The organism is Citricoccus sp., from assembly GCF_035445025.1.
In the GTDB taxonomy this organism is placed as follows: Bacteria; Actinomycetota; Actinomycetes; order Actinomycetales; family Micrococcaceae; genus Citricoccus.
The window spans coordinates 1-12437 of the sequence record NZ_DAOMPX010000013.1 but is presented as its reverse complement, the minus strand read 5'-3'; the positions used below and the strand labels follow the sequence as shown (position 1 = coordinate 12437).

The window sequence follows — 12437 nt, the reverse complement described above, 5'->3', positions numbered from 1 at the left end:
GGGGCGGCGGGCGCCGGGGCGCCGGCCGTCGGGACCGCAGCCGAGGGCGGCCCCGGGGGGCGGCCGGCGGCCTCCGGGCCGGCGCCGGCGACAGGGCCGGGGCCCGGTCGGGAGGGGTCATGGTCCTGCACAAGCGACAGGTTACGTCACTGACCTGCCGTTATCATTCGGTGACCTTCCGGCTATACTGGTCGCTGGCCCTCTGGGCCCGAACCGACCCCCATCGACAGGTGACCGAGTGCGAGTTGTATCCGGAATAGTGGCCCTTCTGCTGGGCATCGCCGCCCTGCTGTGCGCCGGCGGACTGCAGACGATCTGGGCCCCACCGGAGACGATGACGGCGACCGTCGGCCAGCAGCCCGCCGAGGCGCCGCTGACGGTGATCACCTCCGGCATCGACGCGGTGGACGAGGCTCCGGTGGAGTACACGATCTCCGGGGAGGGCTCCTTCACCGTGATGCTCGGCCGCGAGCGCGACGTCCAGGCCTGGGTGGGGGACGCCGCCCACAACACCGTCACGGGCATCACCACGGATGTCCCCGGCGGGGAGGCCCCGCGCATCGAGGTCGAGCACGCCGAGGGTGAGGCCACCGTTCCGGACCCCAAGGGCTCCGACCTCTGGCTCGACGTCCAGGAGGGCAAGGACCGCCTGGAACAGCGCTGGAGCGTGCCCTCCGACGGGGACTGGGCGCTGCTCGTCGCCCGTGACGGCACCGACCCCGCCCCCACCGAGATGACGGTGACCTGGACCAACCGCGTCGGCGACAACCCCTGGATCGTGCCGCTGTACGTCATCGGCGGGCTGCTGGTGCTGATCGGGATCGGCCTGCTGGCCTGGGCCGCGGCCCGGCGCGCGCGGGGTCCCCGCGACGGCGCCGGGACCCCGGTCGCGCCGGGGGCCGGTGCGGCGTCGCCCCCCTCCGGCGCGGCATCGTCCGGCACCGGGTCCACCGCCGGCACGGTGACCAGCACCTCCGGGGCGGCCGTGCCGGGACCCTCCGGAGGGCCCGCCACCCGGCGCGCCCTCCGCGCGATCGGCGCCGGTGTCACCGCGCTGGCGATCGGGCTGACCGGCGTGGCCCCGGCCGGTGCCGCCCCCGCGGCCACCGCAGAGGCCTCGTCGCCGGCCGCCACGGAGGAGGCCGGGGACGAGGCGTATTCCGTCCTGACCGATGCCCAGCTGGAGCGGATCCTGGGCAAGGTCGCCCAGACGGTCAGGGCCGGGGACCTCGCCCAGAACGCGACGAAGCTCCGGCCGCGCGTCGCCGAGCACGCGCTGGAGATGCGCTCCCTGAACTACCGCAACCGGAAGATCGACGACAGCATCCCGGCGCCGGAACCGATCGGGTCCTCGCCGGTGCTCTCGGCCGCGGCCGTCTCGGACCCCTCCTTCCCGCGGACGGCCATGGCCATCACGGAGGGCAAGGGCAACAGCACGCCGCAGATCCTGATGCTCCGGCAGGAGTCGGCGCGCGGCCAGTACCGGCTGGTGGCCACGGCGCCGATGACCCCCGGTGCGCAGCTGCCGGCGGGCAGCCTGGACCAGACCGGCGTCGAGGTCCTCGAATCGGCGGACGCCGAGGGACTGATGATGGCCCCCGGTCACGCCGTGGCCGGAACGGCGCGGTACCTCAGCGACGCCGGTGACGACTTCTCGGAGAGCATCGAGGCCAATCCCTACGTGGACGCGGTGCACGAGTACCAGGAGTCACTGGTCGAGGGCGCCGACGACGCCCGCTTCACGTTCCGGCGCGAGTCCGTGCCCGATTCCGTCGTCGGGCTGCGGCTGGCGGACGGGTCGGCGATCGTCCTGGGCAACCTCTACGCCCGGACCTACGCCCGGCCCAAGGAGGCCGGTGGCGCCGTGATCGTGGACGAGCTGGCGGCCGAGCTGCGTGGGGGCGGCCGGGTGACCCACAAGGGCGTGCGGATGACGTACCGTGAGGTCTTGGCCCTGCACGTGCCGGCTGCCGGAGCGAGCGGGGAGGATGCCAGGATCTCCCTCGTGGGCATGGCCGACGAGCTGCGTACCGTGAAGTTCCTGAGCTGACGACCCGCCGGTCCGTGGAGTCCGGTCCGGCGGACGAACCACGAGACGAGGAGAACACGGGAGCATGTCACAGCAGCCTGGAGCGATGCCGTCCCACCTGCGCGGAGCGGTGGACCTGTCCGGACTCAAGCAGCGGCCGGCCGCCGGCCCGGGGGCGGCTCCGGGGCAGCCCGGGGCCGCTGCCGCCCCCGAGGGCAGCTGGGTCCTGGACGGGGCCCGGCAGGCCGACCTGCAGCAACTCGTCCAGCTCTCGGGCCGGGTCCCGGTCCTGATCCACCTCGCGATGCCGTCCGACCCGGTCAGCGGCCAGCTCGACGCCCTGGTCGCCCCCGAGGTCGACCGTCGCGGCGGACGGCTCGTGCTGGCCCGGGTCGACGCCGAGGCCGAGCCCCAGGCCCTCCAGGTCTTCGGACTGCCCGCCGGGCCCGCCGTCGTCGCGGTGCTGGCCGGGCAGCCGGTCCCGGTGCTGAACCAGGCGGTGCCCGCCGAACAGCTCAGCCAGCTCATCGACGAGCTCCTCGCCGCCGCCGCCCAGAACGGCGTGAGCGGAACCGTCCCCCCGCTGGGTCCGCCACGGGACCACGCGGGCACCCCGGCCGAGGCCCCGGCCCAGCCGCCCCTGCCGCCGTTGCACCAGGAGGCGGTCGACGCCATCGACCGCGGTGACTACGACGCCGCCCTGGACGCCTACCGGCGGGCCCTGGCGGAGAACCCCGGTGACGAGGACGCCAAGGCCGGCCTGGCCCACGCGGGACTGTTCGCCCGGACGGCCGCCATGGACGCGGCAGCGGTGCGTGAGCGGGCGGCCACCGCCCCGGACGACGTCCAGGCCCAGATCGACGTGGCCGACCTCGACCTCCTCGGTGGACACGTCGAGGACGCCTTCACCCGGCTGGTGCGCTTCATCGCCACCCATCCGGGCACGGAGCGCGACCCCGCCCGCGAGCACCTCGTGGACCTGTACACGGTGGTCGGGGACCAGGACCCCCGTACCCAGGCCTCGCGGAAGGCACTGGCCCGCGCCCTGTTCTGAGTCCGGGCGGCCGTGGCCCCCGCGTCATGACGTGGGTCATGGCCCTCCGGCCCGTGGTGCACCGGGGCGCTGACCGCGGCCCTTGCTACGGTCGGTTCCATGAGCCTTCCTGACACCCCCGATGCCCCGCCGGGCACCGACCACCCCGCCCCGCTGCCCACCTTGCGCCCCGACGCCGGGGCGCGGGAGCTGCCCGACCCGCACACCGCCATCGCGATCCGCGGACTGGCCAAGCGCTTCGGGGAGAAGATCGCCGTCAACGGCATCTCCCTGGACGTGCCCGCGGGGTCGTTCTACGGGCTGGTGGGTCCCAACGGGGCCGGCAAGACCACGGCCATGTCCATGGCCACGGGCCTGCTGCGCCCGGACCACGGACGGGTCTGGATCCACGGCACGGACGTCTGGGAGGAGCCGCTGGCCGCCAAACGGCGGATGGGCGTCCTGGCGGACGGCGTGCGGTTGTTCGACCGGCTGACCGGTGAGCAGCTGGTGACCTACTCCGGCCTGCTGCGCGGGCTCGACCGCCAGACCGTGGCCGAGCGCACCGCCGACCTGCTGCGCGTCATGGACCTCTCCCAGGACGCCGGCAAGCTCGTGGTCGACTACTCGGCGGGCATGACCAAGAAGGTCGCGCTGGCCTCCGCCATGATCCACGCTCCCAGGGTGCTGGTCCTGGACGAACCGTTCGAGGCGGTCGACCCCGTCTCGGCCGCCAACATCCGGGACATCCTGGCCCAGTTCGTCGCCTCCGGTGGCACGGTCGTGGTCTCCAGCCACGTCATGGACCTCGTCCAGCGCATGTGCGACCACGTGGCCGTCATCGCCGAGGGCACCCTGCTCGCCGCCGGCACGGTCGACGAGGTCCGGGCGGGCCGGTCCCTGGAGGACCGGTTCGTGGACCTCGTGGGCGGCCGCACGAGCGGAGAGGGGCTGTCATGGTTGCACACCTGATGCGCATGAAGCTGGCGATCACCGTCAACGGGTGGAGGCGCAGCACGCTCCAGCTGGTGATGTCCGTCTTCTTCATCGCCTACACGGTCCTCGTGCTGGCGATGTGGGGCGTCGGTGCCACCTTCCTGCCGGACCTCGAGGTGCAGTGGCGGGGGACCGTCCTGACGCTGGTCGGCGCAGCCGCCGTGCTCGGCTGGATCGTGGTCCCCGTGTTCTTCACCGGGGTGGACATGACGCTGGACCCGGCCAACTTCGCCACCTTCGGCATCCCGTCCCGCGCACTCGTGCCGGGCCTGGCCCTGGCCGGACTGGTCACGGTGCCGGGGGCGGCGACCCTCATCGCCTACCTGCTCTCGTCCCTGGCCTGGCGCGACTCGCTGCCGGCCCTGCTCACCGCGATCCCGACGGCGATCCTGGGCGCGCTGTTCTGCATCTGCGTCTCCTACGCGGTCACCGGGCTGCTGGCGGCGTTCACCGGGCGCCGGCGCATCCGCGAGATCGTGTCCATCATCGCCCTGGTCCCGCTCATGCTCAGCGGGGTGATCCTGGCCGGGATCGTCGATTCCGTGGAGGCCGCCGCAGACCGGTTGCCGGGGATCGCCGCGGTCATCGCGTGGACTCCGCTGGGATCGTTCACGGCCGCGCCCTGGGCGGCCGCCGAGGGCCGGTACGGCGAGGCGCTCGGGCAGGGACTGCTCTGCCTCGCCTGGGTGGCCGGCGCCGTCTGGCTCTGGCAGCTCGCCGTCGACCGCAGCTACACCCAGGTGCGCGGGTCCGGACCGGCCACCCGCACCTCCAGGGCGGGGCTCGGGCTGCTGGGCTCGCTGCCCGCCACGCCCGCCGGGGCGATCGCCGCCCGGTCGATCATCTACTGGCTCAAGGACCCGCGCTACTCGGCCTCGCTCATGGTCGTGCCCCTGATGCTGGTGCTGTTCTGGTTCCTGGGTGCACAGTCGGGCGACCACTCCCTGATGCTGTTCATGGGCCCCATCACCGGGTTCATGCTCGGCTACGCGATCTCCGCGGACATCGCCTATGACAGCTCCGCGTTCGCGCTGCACGTCACCGCCGGGGTATCCGGCCGGGACGACCGTGTGGGCCGGGTCGGGGCGCTGCTGCTGTGGGCCCTGCCCCTGACACTCGTCCTAACGCTGGCCACCACCTGGATGGCGGGGGCCTGGGACCTGTTGCCGGGGCTGGTCGGCCTGGCGGTGGGGGCACTGCTCACCGGCGCGGGGGTGTCCGCGGTGTCCTCGGCCCGCTTCATCTATCCGGTGCCGAAACCCGGGGACAGCCCCTTCGCCACCCCGGAGGGCTCGGCCATGCGGATGCTGCTGGTCTCGCTGGGCGCGATGGTGGTCCTCGGGCTGCTGGTGCTGCCCGAGCTCATCCTGTTCGTCCTGGCCCTGCTGACCGGTGACATGCTCTTCCAGTGGCTCACCCTCGTCGTGGGCCTCGGGCTGGGGCTGTTGGTCCTGGGGCTCGGCATCCGCTGGGGCAGCCGCTGGTTCGACCGGGCCCAGGCGGAAACCTACCAGTCCGTGCTGAAGTTCGCATGACCCCGGGCCGGGAGGCCGGCGGCGACGGGACGGAACCGGGCGCAACCGGACGGGCGTGCCGGAGACCGCGGACCGGTAGACTGGGGCGCATGAGTCTGCCCGCCGAGCCCGATCTGAACGACCCCGGAGCACCGCAGGGTCCCGGCAGCGCCGGGGCCGCCGTGCTGGACCGCCAGGAGCAGCTGCAGGACGCCGAACCGGGCGACCACGAGCGCTTCTCGCACTACGTCCGCAAGGAGAAGATCATGGAGTCCGCCGTCACCGGCGCCCCCGTGGTCGCCCTGTGCGGCAAGGTCTGGACGCCAGGACGGGACCCGGAGCGCTTCCCGGTCTGCCCGGAGTGCAAGGAGATCTACGACGGCCTCAAGGGGCCGAAGGACGGCGACTCCGGCAGCGAGGGTTCCAGCGGTGGCCGGCGCGGCTGGTTCGGCGGCCGAGGCCGCGACTGACCCACGGCTCGGCGTCCATACCGGGCCGGCCCGGCCGCGCAGCCGGGCCGACACCTGTCGGTGACGTGCCGTCGTCGTGTCCGACGACCCGGCGCGCGCCCATCCGCCCCGTTCCGGGGATCCCCGGCCGGCCCGCCGCAGGGCCCCGCCCCGCCGCGCTCACCGCGCCGTCCGTCCACCGCACCCCTGCACCGTCCCCGCCTGAGGAGGCCAGCGAAGCTCCGTGTCCGATGCACTGTTCCAAATCGGTGAAGACCTGCCCCCCGCCCTGCCGGAGCGGGCGGCCTGGGGGACCGCCCCGAAGCTGCGCCAGTGGCAGCAGGAGGCCCTCGAGCTGTACTTCTCGAAGCAGCCCCAGGACTTCCTGGCCGTGGCCACCCCGGGCGCCGGTAAGACGACCTTCGCGCTGCGCGTTGCGAAGATGCTCATGGAGGCCGGGACGGTCAGCCGGATCACCGTCGTGGCCCCCACGGAGCACCTCAAGCGGCAGTGGGCGGACTCCGCGGCCCGGATCGGGCTGGCGATCGACCCGAACTTCAAGAACGCGGACGGGCGCCACGGCGACGAGTACATCGGGGTCGCGCTGACGTACGCGCAGGTGGCGTCGAAACCGATCCTGCACCGCAACCGGACGGAGAACGCCCGGACCCTGGTGATCCTGGACGAGATCCACCACGGCGGTGACGCCCTGAGCTGGGGCGACGCCATCCGGGAGGCGTTCGAGCCGGCCACCCGCCGGTTATCCCTGACCGGCACGCCGTTCCGCTCGGACACCGCCGCCATCCCCTTCGTGGACTACGTGCAGTTCGAGGACGGGATCCGCCGGTCGAAGGCGGACTACACCTACGGCTACGGACCGGCGCTTCGGGACCACGTGGTGCGGCCGGTGATCTTCATGGCCTACTCCGGTCAGATGCGCTGGCAGACCTCCACGGGTGACGTCATGGAGGCCCAGCTCGGCGAGGCGGCCACGAAGGACATCACCGCCCAGGCGTGGCGGACCGCCCTGAACCCGGAGGGGGAGTGGATCCCCTCGGTGCTGCGCGCGGCGGACCGCCGGCTGACCGAGGTGCGACGCAACGTCCCCGACGCCGGCGCCCTGGTGATCGCCACGGACCACGAGGACGCGCGCGCCTACGCCGCCCAGCTGCAGGCCATCACCGGTGAGGAGATCACCGTCGTCCTGTCCGATGACAAGGGCGCCTCCGACCGTATCGAGGAATTCTCGGCCGGCACTCAACGCTGGATGGTCGCGGTGCGCATGGTCTCCGAGGGCGTGGACGTGCCCCGGCTCTGCGTCGGGGTGTACGCGACCTCGACCTCCACCCCGCTGTTCTTCGCCCAGGCCGTCGGCCGCTTCGTGCGCTCCCGGCGCCGGGGGGAGACCGCCAGCGTGTTCCTGCCCTCGGTGCCCCAGTTGATGCTGCTGGCCAACGAGATGGAGGCCGAGCGCGACCACGCCCTGGACCGGCCCGAAGCGGCCCCCGGTGTCCTGGAGTCGGAGGACCTGTCCCAGTCCCCGGAGGAGGACCTGCTCGCGGCGGCGAACCGCCAGGACCGGGCCTCGGACTCCCTGACACGCTCCGAGTTCAAGGCACTGGAGTCCCAGGCGGCCTTCGACCGGGTGCTCTTCGACGGTTCCGAGTTCGGCACCGGCGGGGCGGTCGGGTCCGAGGACGAGCTGGACTTCCTGGGGATCCCGGGACTGCTGGAGCCCGAACAGGTGGGGCAGCTGCTGCGCCAGCGCCAGGCCGAACAGCTCCGGCGCCGTCCACGGGCCGACCACGCCGCCACGGGGGCGGCCGGCCATGACGGTCAGGCCACCGTGGTGGACCACCGCCGCCTCAAGGAGATGCGCAGCCAGCTCTCGAAGAACGTCTCGGCCTGGTCGGCCCGGTCCGGCACCCCGCACGGGATCATCCACAACCGGTTGCGGGAGATCAGCGGGGGACCGGCGGTCGCCCAGGCCACGGCCGAGCAGCTCGAGACCCGGTTGCAGACGCTGGCGGGCTGGTTCGTCGGACGGAAGTGAGCGCCCCGGTCCTCTCCACGGCCGTGAGGGGGATGAACGGGGGTCTTGAACCCTCCGGTGCGGTCATGGTCTAATTTTCTGCACCAGAAGGGGAGTATCCCCCCAGCCGACCCGTCGTCACTACGGCCCACCGGGCCCGGCGGGCGGGCCCTCAGCCGGCCGGGAGAGACCTTCGATCTCATCGATCGAAAGGTGTCCCGTCATGGACGTCCCCCTGTGGATCTGGTCAGTGGTCCTGGCCTTCATCATCGCGATGCTGGTCGTCGACCTGGTCGCCCACCGTCGTGCCCACGTCATCGGGGTGCGGGAGGCCGCAGCCTGGTCCGCGGTCTGGGTGGCGTGCGGTGTCGGCTTCGGCGTGCTCGTCTGGACCGGATGGGGTGCCGAGTACGGCCAGCAGTACTTCGCCGGGTACCTGATCGAGAAGTCCCTGTCCGTGGACAACGTGTTCGTGTGGGCCATCATCTTCACCCACTTCGCCGTCCCGCCCCGGTTCCAGCACCGGGTGCTGTTCCTCGGGGTGCTCGGCGCCCTCGTGTTCCGCGGCATCTTCATCGCCGCCGGCGCGGTGCTGATCCAGCACTTCACCTGGGTGCTGTACGTGTTCGCCGCCTTCCTGCTGTACACCGGGTACCGGATGATCCGGCAGCGCCACGAACAACTGAACCCGGACCAGTCCAGGGCGCTGACCGCGTTCCGCCGGCTGGTGCCGATGACCGACACCTTCCACGGCCAGCGGCTGCTGGTGCGCAGGGACGGGGTGGTGCTGGCCACGCCGCTGCTGGCGGTGCTGGTGCTGATCGAGACCACGGACGTGGTGTTCGCCGTGGACTCGATCCCGGCCATCTTCGCGGTGACCGACGAGGTGTTCCTGGTCTTCACCGCCAACGCCTTCGCCATCCTGGGACTGCGGGCGATGTACTTCCTGCTGGCCGACCTGATCCACCGCTTCGTCTACCTCAAGGTCGGCCTGGCGCTGGTTCTGGTCTGGGTCGGGATCAAGATGCTGCTGAAGATCGACGTGTTCTACATCCCCACCCCGGTCTCCCTGGCCGTCGTCGCCCTCATCCTGACCGTGTCCGTCATCGCCAGCCTGCGGGCCACCCGCGGGCAGGGGCGCCAGGGGCCGTCCGCCCCGGCCGACCCGCCGTTCCGCAGCGCCACCGCCGAGGAGGACGCCACCCTCGAACCGCTCTGGCCACGGCGTCGGGCCTCCGGTACGCGCCCCGCCGACACCTCGGGAAGCCACCGCTGAGGACCGGTGTCACCCGTGCCATGGGCGTCCCCGTTCCCTCGGCCGGAGGGAGACCGGGGGAGGCCGGGGCCGACAGCAGGCGGCCCCGGTGCGCGGCTCAGGGACCCGTCTCGGGGGGTCCGGTTCCGGCACCCCGGCTGATCTGGACGCGGCCCACGCGCCGCCCGTCCATGGCCAGGACCCGCAGCGAGGCCCCCCCGACGTCGATCACGTCCCCGATCGCCGGGACCCGGCCCAGCTCGGCCATCATGAACCCGCCCACGGTCTCGTAGGAACCGTCGTCGGGCAGGTGCACGCCGGTGTGCTGGGCCAGCTCCTGCAGGATCAACCCACCGTCGACCTCCACGTCCTGCCCCTCGCTCAGGGTGCCGCCCGCCGGCTCCAGGCTGTCGTCGAACTCGTCGTAGATGTCGCCGACAAGTTCCTCCAGCAGATCCTCCAGGGTGACGATCCCGTCGGTGCCGCCGTACTCGTCGATCACCAGGGCGATCTGGTCACCGCTGTCCCGCATGCGGTGCAGCGCCTGCAGGACCTCGACCGTCCCGGGCAGCACCGTGATGGTCCGAGCGATCGACCCCAGGGTGAGCGTGCGGTCCTCCACCCGGAGCAGGTCCCGGACGTGGACGAAGCCCAGCACGTCATCGGTGTCCCGCCCGGTCACCGGGTAGCGGGAGTTCGGCAGCGTGGCCAACTCCCGCAGCGCCTGCCCGACCGTGGTCGCGCCGTCGAGGAAGTTCACCTCGGGGCGGGGGCGCATCACCTCGACGACGGTGCGTTCCGCGGCCTCGAAGACGGCGGTGAGCACCCGCCGGTCCACCTCCTCCAGCGACTCGGCGGTCGAGACCATGGACCGGATCTCCTCGGCGGAGACCGATTCCCGGTCCACCGTCGGATCTGCGCCGAGCAGGCGGATCACGACGTTCGTGGAGGCCGAGAGCAGCCAGATGACCGGGCGCATCAGGCGCGCGAAGACTCCCAGCGGCGGGGCCAGAGTCCGGGTGAGAGCCATCGCGTTTTGCATGGCCAGCCGCTTGGGGACCAGTTCCCCGAACACCAGGGACAGGTAGGCGATGACCAGGGTCAGTCCCACCAGGGCCGTGGTGCCCGCCGTCTGTTCCCCCATCCCCAGGGACACCAGCCACGGCTCGAGGTCCGGGGCGATGGTCGAGGCGCCGTAGGCGGAGGAGAAGAACCCGGCGACCGTCACCCCGATCTGCACGGCGGAGAGGAACAGGTTGGGGTTCCGGACCAGGGCCGCCGTCCTGGCCCCGCGCGGACCGGTGGACTCCAGGGTCCGGACCTGGGATGGACGCACGTTCACGATGGCCATCTCGGTGCCGGCGAAGACTCCTCCGATCAGCACGAACATCACAACCAGCGCGAGATTCACCAGGGTGTCGGCGTCCATTCCGTCACGCTATGTCACGCCCGTCCGCGACGGAACCGTTCCGGACTGCGGACGGTCCGCCCCTTACCGCGGCCGGCGATGCCGTCCACGGTCTGTCCGTGGGGCTCGTGCGTCCGGGGACGCCGTCCAGGCCCGGGCCAGCCGCCGGGCCGGCCGCCGGGCCGTCCACGGCCAGGTCATGAGCGCCCACACCGCGGAGATAATGAGGAACTCCACGGCCAGGTACCAGGGCCAGGACCCGAAGAGATCAAGGACCGATGGGTTGTCGGGCTTCGCGTTGAGGAAGCCGTAGTTGGTCCCCAGCCAGCCGTTGAGCCCGAAGGCCGCCACCGCCCACGCCACCGTGACGACCAGGGCCATCCGGTAGCTGCCCCAGGCCACCCGGGTGCCGCGTCCCCACGTCAGGTACAGCGCCGCCCACAGCACCAGCAGGTGCTGGATCCAGAGGTCGATGAAGTCGATGTGGGGGAAGTCCGGCGAGTTCAGGGCCGGGGTGAGGATGGCCTGCGGGTTCAGCGTCAGTCCCCAGTAGTAGGTAAGGGCGAACGCCCAGTGGGTCCGGGTCCACAGCGCGATGACCGCGACCATCCACGCCAGATCCGAGAGGTGGACCGGCAGGGCGATGTGGAGGTCGAACTGGCCCGGCCACCACCGATAGACGAGCATCGCCACCGCGTACACGGCCAGAACCCCGGCGAACACCCGGGAGAAGACCACCTCGGCCCCGGAGCCCCGCAACCGCCGGCCCACGCCGATGACGAACACGGCGCCGAGGACGCAGACGACCAGCGCACCCCAATGGGAGGGGCCATAGGGGACGAAGACATCATCAGGGGGCACCGTCGACTCACCTCGTGCCTCCGAGGGTACAAAGCCGCCGGGCCGGGTGCCAGGGGGCCGATCGACGCGCTTCGCCGACCCGAAGGGAGCGGATGACGCGAACCGGTGGTCCACCCGGCGCCCCGGCCACCGACCTCAGCCGATCACCAGGGGGATGATCGAGAGGATGAGGCCGCAGAGCCCGATGATGATGAAGGTCGCACCCAGTGCCAGGCATGTACCGGTGGCCTGCCGATGACGCTCGAAACCCATGACCCAGGGCTCCCGGGGGCTGACGTACCCGGTGCAGACGTCCCTGCCGGCATAGTGGGAGTGCTCCGTCGCGTGCAGGGGGCGGTCGTAGAACTCCCCGCTGGCGAACCAGCGGGCCTGCGGTTCAGGCGGGCCTCGAACGATGACGACCTCGGTGGCCACCAGGGACCGTTCCCTGGAACGCCGCAGCATCCCGGCCAGCAGCAGGGGCAGGCCCAGGCACAATCCGACCCAGGACAGCAGGTCCCCGACGATCCCGGCCCCGTCGAGGCCGTTCATGGCCTGTGACCGGACTGGTCCTGCGGGCCACCCTCGGACGGGCGGCCCGCAGGACCGGGAACCGGGCGGGAGGACCAGGCCGCCCGCTCACCGTTGCTACCGGGAGACACGGCTGTCGTCGCGGATCTGCCCGACCAGTTCCTCGAGCATGTCCTCGAGGGTGACGATTCCATACGGATGTCCATCGTGGTCCACGGCCAGAGCCAGGTGCGCCCCGTCCCGCTGCATCTGGCGCAACGAGGTCTGCAGGTGCTCGGCGACGTGCACCTGCGGCAGGTCCCGGACCAGCCGCTCCGGCAGGGGCGCGTTCCGCTCGACCGCATCCAGGC

Annotated in this window: 11 protein-coding genes; 7 read left to right on the top strand and 4 right to left on the bottom strand. The window is 72.1% G+C overall.

Features of this window, described 5'->3' with window-relative positions; genetic code table 11:
- The first annotated feature begins 259 nt into the window (after positions 1-259).
- The 7 genes from PLJ28_RS06245 to PLJ28_RS06215 all read left to right on the top strand — a co-directional run bounded on the left by PLJ28_RS06245 (position 260) and on the right by PLJ28_RS06215 (position 9329).
- Positions 260-2050, top strand: a complete 1791-nt coding sequence (locus PLJ28_RS06245; RefSeq protein ID WP_183524628.1) for a DUF8094 domain-containing protein — start codon at positions 260-262, stop codon at positions 2048-2050.
- A 64-nt stretch (positions 2051-2114) separates the two neighbouring features.
- Positions 2115-3083, top strand: a complete 969-nt coding sequence (locus PLJ28_RS06240) for a tetratricopeptide repeat protein (protein WP_255459404.1) — start codon at positions 2115-2117, stop codon at positions 3081-3083.
- Positions 3084-3182: 99 nt separating this feature from the next.
- Entirely contained in the window at positions 3183-4034 is an 852-nt protein-coding gene (locus tag PLJ28_RS06235) for an ABC transporter ATP-binding protein (RefSeq protein WP_183524631.1), read from the top strand.
- On the top strand, positions 4019-5593 hold the full coding sequence (locus tag PLJ28_RS06230) for a transporter (RefSeq protein ID WP_183524634.1): 1575 nt from the start codon (positions 4019-4021) through the stop codon (positions 5591-5593). The genes PLJ28_RS06235 and PLJ28_RS06230 overlap by 16 nt, the downstream gene beginning before the upstream one ends.
- A gap of 89 nt (positions 5594-5682) precedes the next feature.
- Positions 5683-6042 carry a DUF3039 domain-containing protein gene (locus PLJ28_RS06225; RefSeq protein WP_298045351.1) on the top strand — a complete coding sequence of 120 codons (360 nt, stop codon included), beginning with the start codon at positions 5683-5685 and terminating at the stop codon, positions 6040-6042.
- Between the two features lie 223 nt (positions 6043-6265).
- Complete coding sequence (locus PLJ28_RS06220) at positions 6266-8074, top strand: DEAD/DEAH box helicase (RefSeq protein ID WP_183524637.1); 1809 nt, start codon at positions 6266-6268, stop codon at positions 8072-8074.
- A gap of 202 nt (positions 8075-8276) precedes the next feature.
- On the top strand, positions 8277-9329 hold the full coding sequence (locus PLJ28_RS06215) for a TerC family protein (RefSeq protein WP_298045349.1): 1053 nt from the start codon (positions 8277-8279) through the stop codon (positions 9327-9329).
- Between the two features lie 97 nt (positions 9330-9426).
- Here PLJ28_RS06215 and PLJ28_RS06210 read toward each other — a convergent pair whose 3' ends face one another.
- From PLJ28_RS06210 to PLJ28_RS06195, 4 genes are all read right to left on the bottom strand, one after another.
- Entirely contained in the window at positions 9427-10737 is a 1311-nt protein-coding gene (locus tag PLJ28_RS06210; protein ID WP_183524640.1) for a hemolysin family protein, read from the bottom strand.
- Positions 10738-10800: 63 nt separating this feature from the next.
- Positions 10801-11577 (bottom strand): YwaF family protein, encoded by a 777-nt coding sequence (locus tag PLJ28_RS06205; protein ID WP_183524645.1) that lies wholly within the window; start codon positions 11575-11577, stop codon positions 10801-10803.
- A gap of 135 nt (positions 11578-11712) precedes the next feature.
- A complete protein-coding gene (locus PLJ28_RS06200) occupies positions 11713-12108 on the bottom strand; it encodes a hypothetical protein (RefSeq protein ID WP_183524648.1) in 396 nt (131 codons plus the stop codon).
- Positions 12109-12204: 96 nt separating this feature from the next.
- Positions 12205-12437 (bottom strand): CBS domain-containing protein (locus PLJ28_RS06195; RefSeq protein ID WP_324589973.1); only part of this gene is annotated, 233 nt, incomplete at its 5' end.